This window comes from Desulforhabdus sp. TSK, assembly GCF_022836495.1.
Taxonomy (GTDB): Bacteria; Desulfobacterota; Syntrophobacteria; order Syntrophobacterales; family Syntrophobacteraceae; genus Desulforhabdus.
Genome location: NZ_BQXM01000011.1, coordinates 21,736 through 42,259, shown reverse-complemented (window position 1 = coordinate 42,259; position 20,524 = coordinate 21,736). Strand labels below are relative to the sequence as shown.

The window sequence follows — 20,524 nt, the reverse complement described above, 5'->3', positions numbered from 1 at the left end:
ACGGTGGTCGATCAACAGAAAATCTTACAGGTCCAGGACCTGGTCAAGCGATACGGTGGAAGGTTCGTCGTCAACCGGGTGAGCCTGGAAGTCCGGGAGAGCCAGATTGTCGGCCTGCTGGGGCCCAATGGGGCGGGCAAGTCCACGACTTTTTACAGTGTCGTGGGGATCATCCGCCCCGATTCCGGAGCGGTGTATCTGAACGGCGAAAACATCGTCGATATTCCCATGTATCTCCGGGCCAGGAAGGGAATCACCTATCTTCCGCAGGAGGCTTCCATTTTCAGGAAGTTGACGGTGGAGCAGAACATCATGGCCATTCTGGAGACCCTGCCTCTTGGCAGAGAGCAGAGACAGGCCCGCCTCCAGGAACTGCTGGCGGACCTGAACATCACTCACATTGCCCGCAACAAGGCAGACCGTCTTTCGGGGGGGGAGCGCAGGCGGGTGGAGATCAGCCGAGCCCTGGTAACCCAACCGAGCTTCATCCTCCTGGATGAGCCCTTTGCGGGCATCGACCCCCTCGCGGTCCTGGAAATCCAGGGACTCATCCGATCCTTGAAAGCCAAGGGTATCGGCGTGCTCATCTCGGACCACAATGTGCGTGAAACCCTGAAGGTCTGCGATTGGGCCTATATCATGCACGAGGGGAAAATTCTGGAAGCAGGCGATCCGGTGAGCATTGCTCAGAGCGATCTGGCTCGCAGGACTTACCTTGGAGATCAATTCAGTCTTTCGTGACAGGATAGAATCATGGCGGCATTGGAACTGCGACAACAGTTAAAACTGAGCCAGCAACTGATCATGACTCCTCAGTTGCAGCAGGCGATCAAGCTTCTTCAGCTTTCCCGTCTCGAACTGCTTGAAACCATCAACCAGGAATTGGAAACCAATCCATTGCTGGAAGAGGGGCAGGAAGAGGCCACCCAGGGGGAAGAAGCCGCCACAGCCGAACCGGTTACGGAAGAAGGCTTCGAGTCTGTTGAAATCACGGAAAAGATCAGGGAGGATTTCGACTGGGAAGGCTACCTGGAGGAATACAGCTCAGGGAGTCCCGTGGTGGTGGAGACGGATCCCAACCAGGAATGGACCTCCTATGACCACAGCCTGACCCTTCCCAATACGCTGGAAGACCATGTAGCCTGGCAGCTGCGACTCTCGGACTGCACAGAGGCCGAGCAGCAAATCGGAGGCCTCATCCTCGGGAACCTCGATAAAGACGGCTACCTCGATGCAACGATAGACGAAATCGCTCAAATGGCCGAGGCGACCCCGGAACAGGTAGAGGCGGTCCTCACGAAAGTGCAGCGCCTGGACCCTCTTGGAGTTGCCGCTCGAGACCTCCGGGAATGCCTTTCCATCCAGGCAAAGATCCTATACCCCGACAACGAGCTCCTCCTCCAGATCATCGAACAGCATCTCCACTTCCTGGAGACGAAGAATTACCAGGCTCTCGTACGTGCCCTGAAGAGGTCACCCGACGAGATCAAAACCGCCATCGATATCCTCCTGCAGCTCGATCCCCGCCCTGGAAGCGCCTACAACGAGGAATCGGTGGAATACATCAGCCCGGACATCTATGTTCTGAAGGTGGACGATGAGTTTGTCATTGTCCTGAACGAGGACGGGATGCCGAAGCTCCGCGTCAGCTCCTACTACAAAGAAGCGCTGAGCGAGGATGCAGTGCTTCCCACCGAGGCCAAGGACTACATCCAAAACAAATTGAGATCGGCCGCCTGGCTCATCAAGAGCATTCATCAACGCCAGCGGACGTTGTACAAGGTCGCCCAGAGTATCATCAAACTGCAGGCCGATTTTTTCGACAAAGGGGTGAGCCACCTCAAGCCCATGGTCCTGCGCGATGTTGCCGAAGACGTGGGAATGCACGAATCCACCATCAGCAGGGTAACCTCCAGCAAATACATGCACACACCTCATGGGATTTTTGAGTTGAAATATTTCTTCAACAGTTCCATAAATAGCGTTCGGGGTGAAGCAGTCGCCTCCGAGAGCGTCAAGGAGAGAATTCGGCAGCTCATAAAGGAAGAGGATTCCAAGAAGCCCTACAGCGACCAGGAAATCGTCGCAATCCTCAAAAGGGAAAACATCGACATTGCCCGGCGCACGGTCGCCAAGTACCGGGAGATGTTGAATATCCTGCCATCGAGCAAGCGCAAGTCTTCTTTCTGGGAACCTTGAAAACCGGCATGTTCCACTCAGTATCCCGACACAATGGAGCCTTTGAACCATGCAGATCAACGTTACTTTTCGTCATATCGAGCCATCCCCGCCCCTGCGGGACTATACGGAAGAGAAAATTTCCCGCATCAAGAAATATCTGAAAGAACCCATTGAAGCCCATGTAGTTTTGAAGGTGGAGAAATTCCGGCATATCGCCGAGGCCACCATTGATGCCGGTGGTTCCCGCATCAATGCGACGGAAGAGACGGAGGATATGTACTCGGCCATCGACAAACTGGCGGACACCCTGGAGGGGCAGGCGAAGAAGAGCAAGGAAAAATCCACGCGCCACAAGGGGGGAAATCATACCAGGAGCTTTGCAGCTCCCGCCGAGCCGGCTGCTCTGGAAGGCCATGACGACGAGGAAGCCCGTGTCATCCGCGTGGAGCAGGTACACGCCAAGCCCATGGATGTCGATGAGGCGGTCATGCAGTTGAAGCTTTCCAATGGGGAATTCATGGTTTTCAACAATCGAGATACCCGTCAGGTCAATGTCCTGTACCGCCGCAAGGATGGGCACTTCGGGCTCATAGAGACTCTCCCGTAAGAGTTGGGGCAGGGGAACGCGAGGGATAGATGAAAATTGTGGATATTCTGACAGAGCAGTCGATCGTTACGGAGCTCAAGGGCAGCACCAAGAAGCAGGTCATGGAAGAGCTCATCGATGCGGTACTGGAGTACAAGCCCCAGCTGGATCGCAAGCGTCTCATGAGCGTTTTGTTGGAAAGAGAGCGACTCGGAAGCACCGGAATCGGAGACGGCATCGCCATCCCCCACGGCAAGCTCAAGGACCTGGACCAACTGGTGCTCTCTTTCGGGAGATCCAGCCAGGGGGTCGATTTCGAATCGATGGACGGCAAGCCGGTCCATCTTTTCTTCCTTTTGGTGGCCCCTGAGAATTGTGCGGGGATTCACCTCCGAGCCCTTGCGAAGATCGCCAGGCTGCTCAAAAACAGCGCCATACGGAAAAAGCTGGGGAGCGTGGTGAGCAGGGAGGAAATCTATTCCATCATTCGCGAGGAAGATGAAGACTTCTGACCAGTGCCCCCTTCCATGAATCGGTGAGGGGTGGATCGCCCCCTCTTCCGCTTCTCAATTCGTCCATTTTTCCAGCAGATCCGTGTGAGTACACCGCTTAACCCATTCATTTTACCCCGTTTTCAATCCCCTTTTTGACTTCTGGCAAAGTTTGTACGAAAATAAACAAATTGCGTTTGAGAGTGTCTGACACACCTTCCACGGCGGCGACCCCGGCATCTTCCAACAGGAACCCATGGACGATGAACGTTGATGGAAATTTTAAACTATTTTATGGATATACCATATGCCCCAAATAAAGGTTCACGTCGTGATTGTCACCGGGTTGTCGGGCTCGGGTAAGAGTACGGCCATCAAGGCCTTCGAAGATCTGGATTACTTCTGCATCGACAACCTGCCGGTCCCCATGCTCCCGGACTTTCTTTCTCTTTGTGAGAGGGATATGCCGGACATCAGCAAAATCGCCCTGGGGATCGACATTCGGGAACGCAAATTCCTCAAGGACTATGAAACGATTTTCAAAAAACTGGAAGACTCGGGCTACCGCTTTGAAATGCTCTTCCTCGAGGCGGCTACGGACATTCTTCAACGGAGGTACAGCCAGACCCGGCGGGTGCATCCCGCGGGTTCTTCCGATTCACTGCTGCTGGACGCCATACACAACGAACGGGAGCAACTGAAAGCCCTGCGAAACCGTGCCACGCGAATCGTGGATACGGGCAATCTCTCTGTTCACCAGCTCAAGGCACTTATCACCCGTAGTTATTCCATGGTGAGTGACAAAGAAATGCTGGCGGTGCAGGTGCTTTCCTTTGGGTTTAAATACGGCCTGCCCTTCGAGGCGGACGTGGTCATGGACGTTCGGTTCCTTCCCAATCCCTATTTTGTGGAGGCATTGAGAGAGAAGGACGGTTGCAGCACGGAGATCAGCTCCTGGGTCCTGCAATGGCCGGCTGCACTGCGGTTCATCGATGCCTTCAGCCGCCTGGTCCTGGGAATCCTCCCCGCCTATGTGGCGGAGGGAAAGCGTTATTTGACCATCGCCGTCGGATGCACAGGGGGCAAGCACCGCTCGGTGGTCATCGCCAATGAAATTGCAGCTCAGCTGGAAAAGAACGACTACTTCGTCAACGTTTTTCATCGAGACATCCATCTGGAATAAATGAGGAAGAGATGTCAAAGGACAACGATCAAGCACTCATTGGAATCGTAGCCATCTCTCACTGCCACCTTGCCGAAGAAATGCTGAAAGTAGCGGAACTGATTGTCGGCCGCCTGGAAAGGGCCAGGGCCTTTTGCTTCAGGGCCGACCAGCCTGTCGAAGAAATGTTGAAGCAGGTGAGCCAGGCCATCAAGGAATTGGATCAAGGCAAAGGGGTCTTGATCCTTACGGACCTCTTCGGAGGCACTCCGGCCAACATCAGCCTTTCTTTCCTGAGCCCCCGGGTCGAAATCGTCTGCGGCATGAACCTGCCCATGCTCATCAAGCTCGCTTCCTGCCGCGCCGACCACACCCTCAATGAAGCGGCAAAACTGGCCAAGGAATACGGGCAGCGCCATATCTCCCTGGCCAGTGAAGTCCTCTCGCGCTCCGTGAAGACGGAATGAACGGAGGCGCTCGGCAGCAAAGAACGGACTCTCGCGGGGCCCGCCGAAAAAGGCGGAGGGCAGGAGGTTCTACAGGCATTGAAACAGACTGAGGACTGCGAGGCCGGCGGTTGTTTGCAACTGCGCATCGATTTCCTGCGGGAAGAGGATCTGTCGGGCATTGCGGCCATAGAAATGGAAAGCCATGTGGAGCCCTGGTCTGAAGCATCGATGCGGGAGGAGCTGCATCGCCCTATTTCCCGTTTCTGGGTGGCGCACCTGAGCAGGTTCTTAGACCACCCGCCGGCAGAGGGCCCGGAAATCCAGACGCGAAGGGAGGCATGCGGCCACGGTGCGAACCCCATCGCGGGCTATATCTGCTGTTGGCTGGTGGCGGATGAGCTCCAAATTCTGAATGTAACCGTGCACAGGAGATGGCGCAGATGTGGAATCGGAAAAGCGCTGCTTGCGCACGCCCTCGAATGGGGACGCACCCATGGAGCCTGCTCGGCCGTTCTGGAAGTCCGAAAAAGCAACCTGCCTGCACAATTGCTTTACAGGAAGATGGGATTCCAGGCGGTGGGAGAGCGACCCGAATACTATGGAATCGTGAAAGAAGCGGCCGTTATGATGGAAAGGGTCATATCACATGAATCATCCACTGCAATCGAACAGCATCCAATCCGACGCCCTGACGAAGAACATGGACCTGACCAACATCCAGGTGGAAGTACCCCCCCTTTTCGAGGTTCTCATTGAAGCCGTCCATGGCTTTGCGGGCAAAGAGCAGCAGACACGGGAATTCCTCGTCGAATACCATCATCGCTATCGCAACTGGCAGTTTGTCATTCAGGAAACCTGGAGATATGCCACAGCGAATCTCCGTGTGTACCGACAGCATCCTCGCAACGGCATGGTCGTCTACCTGATCTCTCATATTTTGCTGGACGCCCTCCGGCAGTCCGAACGCTCCGAGATCCGCAACCTTGCGGCAGACCATCTGCTGGCTTTCTGGTTAAAAATCGTGGAGGAAATGCCCGAGCAAATGGCCTTGCCGGTCCCTGAGGGAACCGCTGTCGAGACGCTCCATGAGACCCTCCCCAGCCTCACATCCTGCCATGGAGGGATCCTGCGCTTCTATCTCAGGGAGCTCTCCCGACTGGAGGAAGAGCCCTTTGAGCATCTCATGCGGAGCTACTATCAACCCAAGAAGCTCGCCGCAAAGCTGCTCAAAATCTGGCCGGACGCCGCTTCCTTTGGAGAGATGCGAGCGCTTCTGCAGCGGCTGACGGAGGAGACCTATCACTTCTGGCTCCTCCGGGAAGACCCCTGTCAATGGCTGCAGCAGCAGGAAGAACAGCCTGCGTCCATGCCCCCCTGGAGCCAGATCTGTTCGTTCATCACCCATGAAAAGTACCAGGGGTACCTGGGGGCCCTCAAGACAGAAATCGAAAAGGAGCCGGATCACCGGGAAGCGGTCGCCCGACTGGTGGAGCTTCCGGATTTCCACGAAGTCGTTCGCCACTACTTCCGACTGCCTGAAGAGCTGAAGGCCTATGAATCCGCCCAGGACGGCTCCCATCTGAGCATGCTCATGCGCCTCAAAATCATGGAAGTCAGGGGATTGGAAGGCATTCACGAGGAAACGCTGCGGGAGATCAACTTCGACATCGCCCGGCTCATTCAGCAGGAGCCGGCCGAAAAGCTGCAGACTTTCCTGAACAGGATCTTTGACGTCCTGGAAGTCTGCATGATGAACTACCCCGAAGCCGCTCTGCAGATCATTCGAACCATCGGGATCGAAGTCATCAACACGGGAATTCCTCCCCTCATCGATTTCTTCCTCAATCGCATCATCCAGATGGGGTTCCAGACGCCCAAACTGGGAGGGGTGAGCCAGCACTGGCAAAAGGATGTCAACCCCGCGCACCTTCCCAATATCCGCATCTGGATCGAGATCATCAAAAAGAATCCTGCCAGGACGAAGACCCTCCTTTCGGCCCTCATCGTCAATCTTTCCCTGGGAGGGATTTTCATCCGGGATACGGATCTTTTTCAGAAAGATGTCAGCCAGCTGCTGCACGCTCCCATCCGCAGCGCCTACAATCTCGTGAAGCAGTTGGCCAAGCTCTTTCCCGTCTACTTCAATCAAATCGGGGCCGAGGGGCAGCTGCGTACCGTCTCCACCGAAGTGGATGAGCTGACGGGGAGAAGCGATCGCCTCATCCATTTCCTCCGCAAGCAGAGTCACGTAGAGAGCAACAATGTCGTGGTGTCCTTCATCGAGGCCATCATCGATTTCTGGCGGACTCTAGACAAGGAGAAGCTCAAGGACCTGGTTCCTGCTGAGATTTATGCCGAAATCGTGACTTCCGGTCCCCTGGTGGACGAGGTTCACAAGATTTTCACCTCCCTTTTCAACACCAACACCATTCATCATGTTCAGGACCTCCTCGATCTGTCCGAGGCGGAAACGCAGTCCCTCATCGAGCAGCTCTCGGATCTTTCCGAAAGAGAGCGTCGGAGGGCCTTTCTCCTCGTCCAGCTCTATCAGCTCCTCCATGAAAAATATGCTCTGAGCTTCAAGGACATTCACATTCACCTGCAGCGCGCAGCGACCCTGGGCCTGCCCGACCCGACAGCCCTGCTGGCGGCTGTCGACAGCCAGGATCCTTACAGGAAACTGGAAGCCATCCTGGACTATCTCCTGGAGCTCAAAGACGTCATTCACACGCCGAGCGAGCTGCACATTCAGGAAAACATCTATTACAAACGTCACATCGCCGTAGACATTCCCTCCATGTACGGGACTTACAACGAAAGGAAATTCGACGCACTGGGGCTGACCTTTCGCCTGGAGAACCTTGCCAATGTTCTCTTTGAAGAAATCATCTATTCCTTCAACCTCACCTTCATCACGCGCGCCACATTCTTTCGCATTGCCAAGTTTCTCCCCTTGTTCAGCAAAGCGCTGGCCATCGATGGAATCACTTCCAACCGACTGGAGCGTCAGACGGAGCTGTTCCTGAAGTCCATGGAAGTGCGGCGGTTTTCTCATTCCCAGTACCTGGACATTTTTCGCGGATTTTCCGAGGCTATCAAACAGATCATCCAGACCAACTACCATTCCGTTCACGAGGGAAATCTCGACCTGGTCATCAAACAGCTGGCCCCCGATAACCTCCTGCCCCGCTACCAGCGGGAGGGGCACGTAGAGACTCCGACGGAGCTCAATCAGCGGGTATCCGAAAGCTTCCTGCGGGACATCATTGCACGCACCTTCGGCTTGCAATATTTTGACCATTTCATTGGGAGCATCTTGACGACTCTATTGAATCAGCGGGAGGTCCTCAGCACCGAGAAGCTGGACCTGCTCATGAGCTACGATCCGGAAAAGACCACCTCCCTCGTCTACAAGCCCAACCCCATGACCTACGATCTGATCCACCTGGGCAACAAGGGCTACAACCTGGCCAAATTGTATTCCATCGGCATCAATGTGCCGCCGGCTTTTGTCATCACGACGGAATATTTCCGCTGTCGCAGCGTCATCTCCTCCTTTGCCCAGTCACTGGAGGACTTCGAAGAGCGGGTAATGGCCCACATCCATATGCTGGAGGAAGAGACGGGCCGGGGATTCGGTTACCCGGGCAACTCCCTCCTGCTCTCGGTTCGAAGCGGGGCGGCCGTATCCATGCCCGGCATGATGAATACCTTCTTGAACGTTGGAATCAATGAAGCAGTGGTCGAAGGACTCATCAAGGAAACCGGCCAGGCGTGGTTCGCCTGGGACAACTACCGCCGTTTCATCCAGTCGTGGGGAATGTCCTTCGGCATGGAGCGGGACGTTTTCACCTCCGTCATGAGCCGCTTCAAAAAGCTGCATGGCCGGCACGTGAAGAGAGAATTCGAGCCCGAAGAAATTCGCCGGCTGGCCCTTGCCTATAAGGAGGAGCTTAAGAACCACCAGATCGAATTTTCGGAGGATCCCCGGGACCAGCTCTTCACAGCCATCGGCAAGGTCATGGAATCCTGGGGTTCAGAGAAGGCAAAAACCTACCGGGAGATCATGATGCTCTCGGAGCACTGGGGCACAGCGGTCACCATACAGACGATGGTCTTCGGAAACCTGGACAGTCGGTCGGGGGCCGGGGTGATGTTCACGCACAATCCCAGGACTGCCGAAGACGAGATCGACCCTGTGGGGGATTTCACGCAGGGCAACCAGGGTGAAGACGTCGTGGGAGGACTCGTGAAAACACTCCCCCTGTCGGAAAAACAAAGGCTGACGGAAGGAGGCCGGGAAGAGTCATCCCTGGAGACACTCTTCCCCCGGGTTTACCGACGCCTGGTGGACATTGCTCGGGATTTGACCCAGCACCACAGCTGGGCGCCCCAGGAAATTGAATTCACTTTTCAGGGGGACGGAGAAGAGGGTGTCTATGTCCTGCAATCCCGGAACATGGCTCCGCGTGTGCGCCGCGTGTATCCCGCCTTCAAACCATCCCCGGCGCTGCAGGCGGGATACGTCGGCAATGGGATCGGCGCCAGCGGTGGCGCCCTGTGCGGTCTGGTGGCCTTTGACCTGGATTCCATCGTGCGGTTGCGGAAGGAACGCATGAACCAGCCCGTCATTCTCCTGCGCTCGGACACGGTCCCCGACGATATCGGGGAAATCTCCATTTCTGACGGAATTCTCACCGGGAAGGGCGGTGCGACCTCCCACGCCGCCATCGTCGCCCACCGCCTGGGGAAGACCTGCGTGGTGGGATTCAGCAAGATGAAGGTGTGGGTCAAAGATAGAAAATGTCGGATCGTTGCCCCCGATCAGACCGAGCATGTTCTCGAGACGGGGGACCCCATCGGCATCGATGGACGCAGTGGAGCCATCTATTTGGGACACCATGACATAGTGGAAGTGGACCTTTTGAGTTGAACACAACATGCAACGATGTGAATGTGAAGAGATCGGTTGCAAAACTTCGCCATCCTGAAACAGCTGGCAATGGAGAGCTCCCTGGGACAGGACACGTAGGGGCGACGCCGTGGAACGGGAAAAAACCATTGAAGGACTTGAAGTTACCGCTCGGAATGCCTAATGTATTGGATGTTGTGCGGCATCCTGGCCCTTTGGCGTCAGCGAAGCAAGTCCGTACTGGAGCATTGGACTGTGGCTGTTTGAGGATGAGTCGATCGTAAGGGGAGGCAATATGAGTGATCAGGAAAAAATGGTGCCCATGAAACTGGGGATCAACGGTCTGGGAAGAATTGCGAAGCTCTCCATCTGGCACCATGTAGAGCGCCAATACTTTTCTGAACTTGTGGTCAACATCGGCCGTGATGTCGGCACCAGTCTTCAGGATATTGCCGGTTTCCTCGAGAAGGACTCCACGTACGGAGCATTGCACACTTATCTGTATGGCTGCCGGGCCGGGCGGGTCATCGAAGAGCTGGACGAAGCCTCCGGAAGCATGCGCATCAATGGAATCAAAACGACGTTTCTGTGCAAAGAGCGCAATCCGTCCAAAATCGGATGGAGAGACCACAGGGTAGACCTGGTGGTGGATGCAACGGGCGCCTTTCTCGACCCCACCGTTCCACCCGACGACCCCAAGGGCTCCCTGCGAGGACACCTCGCTGCCGGGGCCAAGAAGGTCATTGCGTCCGCCCCCTTCAAGATAAAGGACAAGAGCCGGGAAATGCCCGCGGATGCGGTCACCACCGTCATGGGGATCAACGATTCCGACTACGACCCCACGCGGCATTTGGTGATTTCCAACGCGTCCTGCACGACAACGTGCCTGTCCTACATGGTGAAGCCCCTCCTCGACTATTTCGGAGCGGACCGCATCCTGTCGGCATCCATGACCACCGTGCACGCGGCAACGAGCTCCCAGCAGGTGCTGGACCGCTCCCCCAAGAGCAAGGCCACGGACCTGAGGAAGAGTCGATCGGTCTTCAACAACATCATCCTGACGAGTACCGGCGCAGCCAAAGCTCTCGGCCTGGTCATCCCCGAAATGAAGCGCATCGGGTTCATTGCCGAGTCGGTGCGCGTCCCCGTCACGGCCGGATCTCTTATCATCCTGGTCATGATGATCCAGGACGAAAGCCTGAGAAATCCCATCAACCGGGAGAAAATCAACGGTATCTACCAGCAGGCGGTGAAGCACTTCCCCGAGGGGTACCTCGTTTACTCGGACGATCAGAATGTTTCTTCGGACATTATCGGTCTGCCGAGAGCTGCGGCTGTTATTGAAGGGCATGAAAATCATACTCGGACTTCCGCAGTGCGCATCAATATGGAAAGCATTTTGAGCGCATGCGCTTATATCGATTCCCTGGGTGAAGGCGGTGCCGGAGCCTCCTTCGACGTGACGCAGATTGGCAAGGCGACGGCGGAAGGAAAGGCATCCCTCAAGGACAAGGTTCTGGAAATTCCGGTTACCCAGGCAGTGATCTACGGCTGGTACGACAACGAACTGGGCAGCTACACCAATATGCTTGGAGATCGAACGGTCAGTATCGCGAAAATGTTGTAGTTGGAGTGCTTTGGGTCAATAAAGGAGAGAGAGAATGTCTATTCGAGTAGCAATCAATGGATTCGGGCGTATTGGGCGTACTATTTTCAAAGCCTTGATCGATAGAAACGCTCCACTGGAAGTGGTGGCTTTGAACGACATGGCTACCCCTTCAGAGCTGGCTTATCTGCTGAAGTATGATTCGGTCCACGGGGTGTGGCACCGTGAGGTTTCCAGCACCGAGGACAGCATCATCGTCGACGGGAAAAACTACAAGTGCCTCAAAGTTTCCGATCCCGCCCAGTCTCCCTGGCACGAGCTGAAAGTGGATGTAGTTCTTGAGAGCACGGGCCGCTTCGCAGACCGCGACAACTGCCAGAAGCACATCAATGCCGGCGCCCGCAAAGTGCTCCTTTCCGCTCCCGGCAAGGGGATGGACGCCACCTTCGTCATCGGGGTCAACGAGAGCACCTATGATCCCCGGAAGCATCACATCGTTTCCAATGCATCGTGTACGACCAACTGCCTGGCGCCCATCGTCGCGCTCCTGCACGACCGTTTCGTGGTGGAGCATGGCCTCATGACCACCATTCATTCCTACACCATGGATCAGCGCCTTCTGGACGCCCTCCACAAAGACCGGCGCCGTGCGCGGGCAGCCGCCCTTTCCATGATCCCCACCACAACGGGTGCGGCACGGGCCGTGGCCGAAGTCATTCCGGAGCTGAAGGGCAAGCTGGACGGCATTTCCATCCGCGTTCCCACTCCCAATGTCTCCCTCGTGGATCTGGTGGTTCGGGTGGGCAGAGACGTGACCGTCGACGAAGTCAACAAGGTCCTCGAAGATGCGGCCAATGGACCGCTCCACGGGATTTTGAACTATGTGACGGAGGAGCTGGTTTCGAGTGATTTCAACCACACCTCCTTTTCGTCCAGCATCGATGCGAAGCTGACCAACGTCATGGCAGGCCGCATGGTGAAGGTCTTCAGCTGGTACGACAACGAATACGGTTATTCCAGCCGGCTCGCAGACCTGGCAGTGATCGTGGGCAAGAGCCTCGACTGATGGCATTCCAAGCGGACATCGAGCGTGTACCGACGCTTCCTACCATAAGAAATGGAAAGGATGTGGAGACATGAAGACCCTGGAACAGCTGAATCTCTCAGGAAAACGCGTTTTCATGCGGGTGGACTTCAATGTTCCTTTGGATAAGCAGCAGCGCGTGACGGATGATCTACGGGTTCAGGCCGTCCTGCCAAGCATCAGGAAAGTCGTGGACGCGGGAGGAAAGCTCATCCTGGCATCGCATTTGGGAAGGCCCAAGGGCAAAGTCGTTCCGGAGCTCTCTTTGAATCCCGTGGGCAGTTACCTTGCGGAGGTCCTGGGCAGGCCCGTAAAAATGGCGCCCGATTGTGTCGGGGAAGCTGTGCAGGGTCTTGTTGCCGGCCTCGGGAATGGAGAGATCCTTCTCCTGGAAAATCTCCGCTTCCATGGGGAAGAAGAAAAAAATGACGAGGCTTTTTCCAGGCAGTTGGCAGCCCTGGCGGACATTTACGTGAACGACGCCTTTGCCGTTTCCCACCGGGCCCACGCCTCGGTTCACGGCATCACCCGCTATGTGCCACTGTGCGCCGCCGGTTACCAGCTTGAAAATGAAATCAAGTATTTCCACCAGGCGATGGAGGAGCCCAAGCGTCCTCTGGCCATGATCATCGGCGGGGCCAAGGTCTCGTCCAAGATCGGAGTCCTGGAAAACCTCCTCTCCCGGGCCGACCACCTCGTCATCGGGGGAGCCATGGCCAACACTTTTCTGAAGGCTCAGGGAAAGGATGTGGGCAAATCCCTCGTGGAAGACGATCACCTGGAAACGGCAACTCGCCTTCTGAAGGCCGCGGCTGAAAAAGGGGTACAAGTCCATCTCCCCCTGGATGCCGTCGTAGCGCCACGCATGGAAGCCTCCGTGGAAGTCCGGGAGGTGCCCGTGGATGCGGTGCCGGCCGATGCTCAGATCCTGGATGTGGGGCCCAAGACCATCGCAGCCTTCGAGGAAGTACTGAAGGGCTGCAAGACCGTCGTCTGGAACGGACCCCTCGGAGCCTTCGAGACACCGCCCTTTCATAAAGGCACGTTCGCCATCGCTGAATTTCTGGGGACCCTCGACGCCCTCACGGTGGTGGGAGGGGGAGATTCCGCCGCGGCCGTACGTCAGGGGGGCATGACGGACAAGGTGAGTTATGTGTCTACCGGCGGTGGAGCGTTTCTGGAGATGCTGGAAGGAAAAATCCTGCCGGGAGTCGCCGCGTTGGAAGAATGCAGCGGACGATCCTGAGAGATCATACGAGGAGCTATGGAAAAGCGCATACCGTTCATTGCAGCCAACTGGAAGATGTACAAAAACCAGGCTGAAACCGTTTCCTTTCTGAAGGAGCTTCAAAGCGCCGTCGGCCCCTGCACCGACCGCGAAGTCATGATCGCCCCTCCCAGTACGGCCCTGGCGGCTGCGAGAGGAGCCATGAACCTGCCGGGTTACCACCTCGCCGGGCAGAACTGTCATTGGGAGGAAAAAGGGGCCTTCACGGGAGAAGTCTCCGGACCCATGCTGAAGGAGGTCGGGTGCGACTGCGTCATCCTGGGGCATTCCGAACGGAGGCATATATTCGGCGAAACTGATGACATGATTCAGAAAAAGCTGACTGCCGCCTTCCGATGGGACCTGCTGCCCATCCTGTGCGTCGGGGAGCTCCTGCCGGACAGGGAAGCGGGCAAAACCTTCGATGTGGTCTCCCTTCAGGTGAAAACGGCGGTCCAGGGGCTCACCAGGGAACAGTCCCAGAAGCTCATCATCGCCTATGAGCCCGTCTGGGCCATCGGTACGGGGAAGACGGCCACCCCCGAGCAGGCGCAGGAAGTGCACGCCTTCATCCGGGGTTTATGCGCCTCCTTGTTCGACAAAGCGATTGCAAACCAGACGAGAATATTGTATGGAGGTTCGGTTAAACCGGACAATGTCGATGCGCTCATGGCGCAGCCGGATATCGACGGGCTGTTGGTAGGCGGTGCGAGCCTGGAAGTGAGCTCCTTCCAGCGCATCGTGCAATTTCAATCCGTGGAGAAATGAGACCACCGATGTACACTGCAATCATTATTGTTCATTCCCTGGCTTGTGTCGCTCTCATCCTGATCGTCCTGCTTCAGACGGGAAAGGGAGCCGACATGGGAGCTGCCTTCGGCGGCGCCTCTCAAACCCTTTTCGGTGGGAGCGGGGGAACGACATTCCTGAGCAAGCTCACGACGGGCGCCGCCGTGATCTTCATGCTGACCTGCCTGACTCTCACGGGTTTGTCGTCGGGACCCCGGACGAAATCCATCATGGAAAATCTTCCCGCTGAGAAGCCGGGACCGGCCATTCCCGAAGCGAAGCCCGTGCCGGCGCCCGCAACGCCTCCGGCCGCTGCTACCGAAGCGACGCCCAAAGCCCAGGAGAGTGCGGCAGCACCTCAGGCTCCGGCCCAGCAGCCTGTAACACAGCAGGCCCAGGAACCTGCGGTGCCCGCCCCGGCGGCGGCTCCTCCGGCCCAGCCTGCGGAAAAGCCTTAAGGGGAAAACTGCTCAATTTGTGCTTGCTAAAAGACGCGATTTGAGTATAATCCACCCTGCTTGCCGAAGTGGTGGAACTTGGTAGACACGCCATCTTGAGGGGGTGGTGGGGAAACTCGTGCCGGTTCGAGTCCGGCCTTCGGCACCATGCGAACAAAACGAGCCGTAATCCTAAAGGGGGTTGCGGCTTTTGTTTTTGGCAAGTCCATAGTGTCCCCGCCCGCCTCGAAAGAAAGGATAGATTGGATAAAATGGTACTGCAACAGAGCTGTTGGCGCCCAAAACAGTGGTGGATTGCCCGGGACGCGGGGGTAAATTGTTAAAGGTTAAAATTCAATAGGGAACATATCTGACTCACACATGCTAAACAAAAACAAAAGATGAACCTAACGAAAAAATTTTATTCGTTCTCCGGCCACGAGACTTTTCCCCTCCGTGTAGCCTGGCTGCCGAAAGCCGTAGCCGCAGTATCCCGGGGACAAGATCCTTTTTCCAATCCACGTAATGGAATGCGGATCCTGGGGCTGGGCAAAAATATGGTCACGGCCCTTCAGTGCTGGAGCGAATACTTCGGCGTGATCGAGCGTGCAGAGGGGCGGTTGAAGGTGACGGAATTTGGAGAAATCATCTTCGGCGCCAGCGGCACGGATCCCTTCTTGGAAGACAGGCGTACCCTTTGGCTTCTCCATTGGCAGGCCTCTACGAATACGTCCGGAACTTTTTTCGCATGGCACTGGATTGTCAACCTCTGCCAGGAGCCTGAGTTTGCCATGAGCGAAGCACTGGAGGCGTTTCAAGCCGAATCCGACGCCTACGCGAGGCCCCTTTCCCTTGTCACCCTACGCCAGCACTTGGATGTCTTCCTGAGAACCTATGTGGCGTCAGAGAGGATGGGAAACCAGATTCCCGAGGACACCTTGGATAGTCCGCTGTCCAGCCTTGGCTTCATTCGACGACTCGGCGAGCGTCGGGGAGAGCGCGGGCGTGACCCTCTCTTTTTGATCGATGTTCGAAGGAAGAATTCTATCTCCAATGACTTATTCAGGTTTTGCCTGCACGATTGGTGGAATCGTTTCGCCAAACACGAGGAAACAGTGCTGTTTTCGGACGTCGCTTTCGGCCGATGCAGTCCGGGGCGCGTCTTTCGGATGCCGGAAACGGAGATTCGAGATCGCCTTGCTCACTTGTCCCAGGAGAAACCTGATGAATTCATCGTTCTGGAAGGCGCAAACCAAAGGATGATACGACGGCTTAGCCCAACGAACGACCTCAATATGCTTTTGCCGGAAGCATTCGGGAGGCATGCGTGATAGAGCAGCAGCCTGTCTCCAGTTTGTTTCGAATTCGAGGGGCCTTCCTACGGTCCGTGGACATCGCAGAAGACTACGATGATCCTCACTCCAGCGACCACTACGTCATGACAAATCTGGTTCGGGAGACCCTTCGGCGCGTATCGAGCGGTCTCCAGCCGTTTTCTTCCCAGCGCGCCTGGCGACTGACAGGCGATTATGGAACGGGTAAGTCGAGCTTTGCCCTTGCCCTGGCGCGAGTTGCCGCGGTACATGACGAAAGACTTCCGTCGGATCTCCGAAATTGGATGGATGACAAGATGAAGCTCGAGCCGATCTTGGTGACGGGCGATCTCGAGTCACTGCGAAGCGGCATCCTGAGAGGTATCCGAGAAACGGAAAAGAGAGCATTTGGAAAGAGTGAGTGCCCATCTACTGTCGGTTCCAGCGAAGAGCTCCTGGAGCTTCTGAACCGCCTAGGAGATCGAATCCGGGCAAAAAAGACCGGTGACGGCTTGCTGCTTGTGCTCGATGAGCTGGGACAGAATCTTCGCTACGCCGCACAACACCCGGATGAGGATGACATCTATCTATTGCAGCGTCTGGGAGAGAAGGCGGTCCGAAGCAACGGAAAACCGCTCATGGTATTGGCGTTGCTACACCAAGGGTTTGCTTCCTACTCGGCCGCCGCCGATGCCGTTGCAAGAAAAGAATGGGACAAAGTAGCCGGCCGATACGAGGAGATCGTGTTTGCCCAGCCGATCGAGCAGGCCGCCGTTTTGTTGACCGAGACTCTGGGAATTCAGGAAGATCTACTGCCAAAGAAGTTCCAGGAGCTCATGCAAAGCCTAATGCGCCGGGCTATCAAAGCCGGCTTCTACGGATCGCTTGCCGCTGAAAAGTCTCTCGTGTCCCTTGCCCCACGGCTGTTTCCCTTGAATCCGATTGTCTTACCGGCTCTGGTCGCACTGCTTCGAAAGTTCGGTCAGAACGAGCGTTCTATCGTGAGCTTTCTGACATCCTTCGAGCCCTTTGGCCTTCGGGCGTTTGCAGATCGAGTTGCAATCGGCGAAAGACTCTACCGGATTTCCGACCTTTATGACTACTTCAAAGGAAATCTCTCGCAGCTATCCACAGGTCCCCACCGTGCGCGCTGGGATATTGCAGAATCCGTGGTCGATAAGGGGATGTCATACGGAGAGGCAGCGGAAAAGATTCTCAAGGCGGTAGCGCTCTTGAACATGATCGACGATCCCGCGCTCCCATCGACGCGGGAAGTTCTTCTGGCTTCAGAATCAGAGCCCGAAACCGCCGGGGTCGTAGAGCAACTCTTATCGGAGCTGCGGTTGCTGCACGAGCGGGGAACGGCGAAGGGGCTGTCTCTGTGGCCGCACACCAGCGCCAGTCTCGAGGATCTACTGCGGCAGGCGGATGAAGCCGTTGGAGGTTCCAATTCCTCAGCTCTCGCCCTCTTGAGCTACCTTCCGGAAAAGCATTTGGTGGCCCGGCGCCATTACGTTCAGACTGGAAACTTGCGTCATTTCTCGGTTCACTACGTTCATGCCAAGGATGCGGAGAAGGAGCTGCAGCAGGCAGATAGAGAGCTTTCCGCGGATGGAACGGTGCTCGTTGTCATTCCCTTCTCGAATGAGGAGCAGCAAACCGTAATCCAGATGCCGATGCTTAAAGCTCTGCCAAGGCATATCGTTTGTGGTGTCAGCGCTCCTGTCGCCGGCGTGTCCCACCTTCTCTCAGAGTTGAAGCGCTGGGAGTGGGTCAGGAAGAATGCCCGGGAGCTTTCTTTCGACCAATTTGCCCGCGAATACGTGCGCGATGAGATCGAACGATTGAAAGCCTCTTTAGGTCGAGAGCTGGAATTCCTTACAGAATTTACGGTTGATCGGAATCGCCCGATTCGTTGGTTTCATGGTGGTGATGAGATTGAGATAGAGGAGCACCGCGGGATTGCCGGCTACCTGAGCGTTGTCTGCGAGCAGCTCTATCCGGACTGTCCGATTGTTCTGAACGAGCTCATCAATCGCAGAGTGACCCAATCCGCCGCTTCGCGAGCCCGAACGCTTCTGATCGAAGCCGTGGCAAATCACTCGACTGAGGAAAATCTTGGCCTGGATGGCGATCGTAATCCACCGGAATTGGCGATTTACTTGTCGGTGCTCAAAGAGGGCAATCTTCACATCAAGGATGGAAGCTCATGGCGGTTTGCTTCCCATTCGGAGCTGAAGGAAGATCCCTGCCGCCTGGCGCCAAGCCTTAAGCGCATCCATGATCTGCTGCTGGAGGCGGATTTGAATTCGGTGTCGGTGGACCGGATTTACGAGGAGCTGCGTCAGCCCCCATTCGGTGTGCGAGACGGCCTGCTGCCTCTGCTTGTCGCGGTCTACCTGGCGGCACACTGGCAGGAAACGTCCGTTTACGAGGAGGGCACGTTCCTTTTAAAGGTTGGCGGCGACGAGTTCCAGAAGCTGAACAAGGAGCCCGAAGCCTTCACGCTTCAGCATTGCTCTGTGAGCGGCATCCGCCTGGAAGTGTACAGTCAAATGGCAAAGGTGCTCGGTGCCGAGACGAACCAGCGTCCGGACGTCCTGACAGTAGTTCGACCCTTGGTGACTTTCGCTGTTTCGCTTCCGGAATATGTGAGACACGCACGCGAGACTCTGTCTCCACAGGCGCGCAAGGTGAGAGACCTCCTTCTCTCATCGCGGCAACCCGTCACCTTGCTTTTTAGAGAGCTTCCGGAAGCATTGGGACTGCCTGCGGTACGAACGGAAGCCTTTGGCAGCGATCATGTCACTGCTCTCGTAAGAGGGCTCACCGAATCGATAACCGAGCTGCGAGAGGCCTACCCGTGCCTCTTGTCGCGCATTCGTAAGGGGCTCCAGGATGCTTTCGGTTTGAAGGGAAACTTCGATGAATTCCGTAAGGCGATCACCACGAGATCGGCGGCAATGGGTAATCGCATCGTTGATATGGATCTCAAGACTTTTGTGCTGCGCCTGAGAGACACTGCCCTTCCGAACACGCAGTGGATCGAGTCCGTGGCGACTTTGGTTGCCAGGAAGGCGCCCGAACGGTGGAGAGATATAGACGAGGTATTCTTCTTCGAACGCCTGGCCTCGCTCGTGCCCCGTTTCAAGCGAGTCGAATCGATCGGTTTCAACGGAGATGCCGAGGACGCTGAGAGATTCCAACGCTGCATCCGACTGACGGTGACACGTCCGGACGGCTCCGAAGTCGAGGAAGTTCTGCACTGGAGTCATGAAGAGGACCGAAGTTTGCGTTCCGTTGAAAAGGCGCTGAGCAAGCTGATTCAGGACCATGGCAAGATTGCTTTGGCGGCTGCAGCCCGTTTGTTTTGGCAGCAGCAGGCTGGCAATATAGAAGACGCTCAACCCGAGGAATGAATGGCTGATTTAAGGGATAACAAGAAGGTAAGGCACATCCTTAGCCTCTCCGGAGGTAAAGATTCTGCGGCCCTGGCCGTCCATATGCGCGGTCGAGTAGAGGGAATGGAGTACATTTTCCACGACACTGGAAAAGAGCTACCAGAAACCTATGAGTACCTGGATAGGCTTGAGGCTTATCTGGGCGTCAAGATTGTCCGCACCACCTTCGGCACCACCTTTGATGATCTTCTGAGGCGATACGGAGGCATGCTCCCATCAAACAATAGAAGGTGGTGCACCAAGATGATGAAGCTCAAGCCTTTCGAGGATTATGTTGGCTCCGATCCCTGTATCAACTATATTGCCATACGGGCTGATGAGGATCGCGTCGGCTATATCAGTCACAAACCGAATATCAAAGCCATTTTTCCATTTCGGGATGAGGGAATCTCCTATCCCGACGTTATTCGAATTCTCAAGGATTCAGGGATTGGGTTACCCCCGTTTATGGAATGGGGGCGCAGCCGGTCCGGCTGCTACTTTTGTTTCTATCAGCAGAAGATCGAGTGGGTCAGGTTGAAGCATAAACATCCTGACTACTACGAGATGGCCAAGGCTTATGAGAAACCAAACCGTGTGAATGCCAACATTTTCTTCTGGTGCAAAGATGAGTCACTTGAGAGCCTGGAACGCCCGGAAAGAACTCGGCAAATCATTGAAAACTGGAAGAAGACTCAGGAAAGAGAACGCGGGCGCAGGAAAAACATTCCGCTGGCAGCAGTGCTCGCCGGAATGGACTTTGAGCCGCCAACCCGCGAGGGATGCCTGATTTGCCAACTTTAGGTG

General features: G+C 55.9%; 16 protein-coding genes and 1 tRNA gene. All 17 read left to right on the top strand.

Annotated features, from left to right (window positions below; all coding sequences use genetic code 11):
- The first annotated feature begins 3 nt into the window (after nucleotides 1–3).
- Nucleotides 4–741, top strand: coding sequence for an LPS export ABC transporter ATP-binding protein (lptB, locus tag MWC30_RS08465; RefSeq protein WP_244083733.1), 738 nt, complete (start codon nucleotides 4–6; stop codon nucleotides 739–741).
- A gap of 12 nt (nucleotides 742–753) precedes the next feature.
- Nucleotides 754–2,199 carry an RNA polymerase factor sigma-54 gene (gene rpoN / locus MWC30_RS08460; RefSeq protein WP_244083732.1) on the top strand — a complete coding sequence of 482 codons (1,446 nt, stop codon included), beginning with the start codon at nucleotides 754–756 and terminating at the stop codon, nucleotides 2,197–2,199.
- Between the two features lie 49 nt (nucleotides 2,200–2,248).
- The gene (gene raiA / locus MWC30_RS08455) at nucleotides 2,249–2,788 is read left to right on the top strand and encodes a ribosome-associated translation inhibitor RaiA (RefSeq protein WP_244083731.1); all 540 of its coding nucleotides are present in this window, start codon (nucleotides 2,249–2,251) and stop codon (nucleotides 2,786–2,788) included.
- A 29-nt stretch (nucleotides 2,789–2,817) separates the two neighbouring features.
- Nucleotides 2,818–3,279 (top strand): PTS sugar transporter subunit IIA, encoded by a 462-nt coding sequence (locus MWC30_RS08450; RefSeq protein ID WP_244083730.1) that lies wholly within the window; start codon nucleotides 2,818–2,820, stop codon nucleotides 3,277–3,279.
- A 286-nt stretch (nucleotides 3,280–3,565) separates the two neighbouring features.
- A complete protein-coding gene (gene rapZ / locus MWC30_RS08445; RefSeq protein WP_244083729.1) occupies nucleotides 3,566–4,441 on the top strand; it encodes an RNase adapter RapZ in 876 nt (291 codons plus the stop codon).
- A gap of 11 nt (nucleotides 4,442–4,452) precedes the next feature.
- Nucleotides 4,453–4,887: a PTS sugar transporter subunit IIA gene (locus MWC30_RS08440; RefSeq protein WP_244083728.1), complete on the top strand. Its 435-nt coding sequence runs from the start codon at nucleotides 4,453–4,455 to the stop codon at nucleotides 4,885–4,887.
- 78 nt (nucleotides 4,888–4,965) lie between these two features.
- Nucleotides 4,966–5,625, top strand: a complete 660-nt coding sequence (locus tag MWC30_RS08435) for a GNAT family N-acetyltransferase (protein WP_244083727.1) — start codon at nucleotides 4,966–4,968, stop codon at nucleotides 5,623–5,625.
- Nucleotides 5,516–9,802 carry a PEP/pyruvate-binding domain-containing protein gene (locus tag MWC30_RS08430; RefSeq protein ID WP_244083726.1) on the top strand — a complete coding sequence of 1,429 codons (4,287 nt, stop codon included), beginning with the start codon at nucleotides 5,516–5,518 and terminating at the stop codon, nucleotides 9,800–9,802. The genes MWC30_RS08435 and MWC30_RS08430 overlap by 110 nt, the downstream gene beginning before the upstream one ends.
- Nucleotides 9,803–10,076: 274 nt before the next feature.
- The gene (locus MWC30_RS08425) at nucleotides 10,077–11,408 is read left to right on the top strand and encodes a type I glyceraldehyde-3-phosphate dehydrogenase (RefSeq protein WP_244083725.1); all 1,332 of its coding nucleotides are present in this window, start codon (nucleotides 10,077–10,079) and stop codon (nucleotides 11,406–11,408) included.
- 34 nt (nucleotides 11,409–11,442) lie between these two features.
- Entirely contained in the window at nucleotides 11,443–12,453 is a 1,011-nt protein-coding gene (gap, locus tag MWC30_RS08420) for a type I glyceraldehyde-3-phosphate dehydrogenase (RefSeq protein WP_244083724.1), read from the top strand.
- Nucleotides 12,454–12,523: 70 nt separating this feature from the next.
- Nucleotides 12,524–13,717 (top strand): phosphoglycerate kinase, encoded by a 1,194-nt coding sequence (pgk, locus tag MWC30_RS08415; protein WP_244083723.1) that lies wholly within the window; start codon nucleotides 12,524–12,526, stop codon nucleotides 13,715–13,717.
- An 18-nt stretch (nucleotides 13,718–13,735) separates the two neighbouring features.
- The gene (gene tpiA / locus MWC30_RS08410; protein ID WP_244083722.1) at nucleotides 13,736–14,506 is read left to right on the top strand and encodes a triose-phosphate isomerase; all 771 of its coding nucleotides are present in this window, start codon (nucleotides 13,736–13,738) and stop codon (nucleotides 14,504–14,506) included.
- A gap of 8 nt (nucleotides 14,507–14,514) precedes the next feature.
- Nucleotides 14,515–14,985, top strand: coding sequence for a preprotein translocase subunit SecG (gene secG / locus MWC30_RS08405; protein WP_244083721.1), 471 nt, complete (start codon nucleotides 14,515–14,517; stop codon nucleotides 14,983–14,985).
- A gap of 62 nt (nucleotides 14,986–15,047) precedes the next feature.
- Nucleotides 15,048–15,133: transfer RNA gene (locus tag MWC30_RS08400), tRNA-Leu, on the top strand.
- Nucleotides 15,134–15,365: 232 nt separating this feature from the next.
- Nucleotides 15,366–16,295 carry a DUF4007 family protein gene (locus MWC30_RS08395; RefSeq protein WP_244083720.1) on the top strand — a complete coding sequence of 310 codons (930 nt, stop codon included), beginning with the start codon at nucleotides 15,366–15,368 and terminating at the stop codon, nucleotides 16,293–16,295.
- Nucleotides 16,296–16,351: 56 nt separating this feature from the next.
- A complete protein-coding gene (locus MWC30_RS08390) occupies nucleotides 16,352–19,696 on the top strand; it encodes a hypothetical protein (RefSeq protein ID WP_244083719.1) in 3,345 nt (1,114 codons plus the stop codon).
- Entirely contained in the window at nucleotides 19,697–20,521 is an 825-nt protein-coding gene (locus tag MWC30_RS08385; RefSeq protein ID WP_244083718.1) for a phosphoadenosine phosphosulfate reductase family protein, read from the top strand.
- Nucleotides 20,522–20,524: the final 3 nt, after the last annotated feature.

Coding starts and splice junctions, on each gene's coding strand:
- rapZ (WP_244083729.1), top strand. CDS start 3,566: ATGCCCCAAATAAAGGTTCACGTCGTGATTGTCACCGGGTTGTCGGGC.
- MWC30_RS08385 (WP_244083718.1), top strand. CDS start 19,697: ATGGCTGATTTAAGGGATAACAAGAAGGTAAGGCACATCCTTAGCCTC.
- rpoN (WP_244083732.1), top strand. CDS start 754: ATGGCGGCATTGGAACTGCGACAACAGTTAAAACTGAGCCAGCAACTG.
- tpiA (WP_244083722.1), top strand. CDS start 13,736: ATGGAAAAGCGCATACCGTTCATTGCAGCCAACTGGAAGATGTACAAA.
- MWC30_RS08430 (WP_244083726.1), top strand. CDS start 5,516: ATGAATCATCCACTGCAATCGAACAGCATCCAATCCGACGCCCTGACG.
- MWC30_RS08450 (WP_244083730.1), top strand. CDS start 2,818: ATGAAAATTGTGGATATTCTGACAGAGCAGTCGATCGTTACGGAGCTC.
- raiA (WP_244083731.1), top strand. CDS start 2,249: ATGCAGATCAACGTTACTTTTCGTCATATCGAGCCATCCCCGCCCCTG.
- gap (WP_244083724.1), top strand. CDS start 11,443: ATGTCTATTCGAGTAGCAATCAATGGATTCGGGCGTATTGGGCGTACT.
- secG (WP_244083721.1), top strand. CDS start 14,515: ATGTACACTGCAATCATTATTGTTCATTCCCTGGCTTGTGTCGCTCTC.
- MWC30_RS08395 (WP_244083720.1), top strand. CDS start 15,366: ATGAACCTAACGAAAAAATTTTATTCGTTCTCCGGCCACGAGACTTTT.
- pgk (WP_244083723.1), top strand. CDS start 12,524: ATGAAGACCCTGGAACAGCTGAATCTCTCAGGAAAACGCGTTTTCATG.
- MWC30_RS08425 (WP_244083725.1), top strand. CDS start 10,077: ATGAGTGATCAGGAAAAAATGGTGCCCATGAAACTGGGGATCAACGGT.
- MWC30_RS08440 (WP_244083728.1), top strand. CDS start 4,453: ATGTCAAAGGACAACGATCAAGCACTCATTGGAATCGTAGCCATCTCT.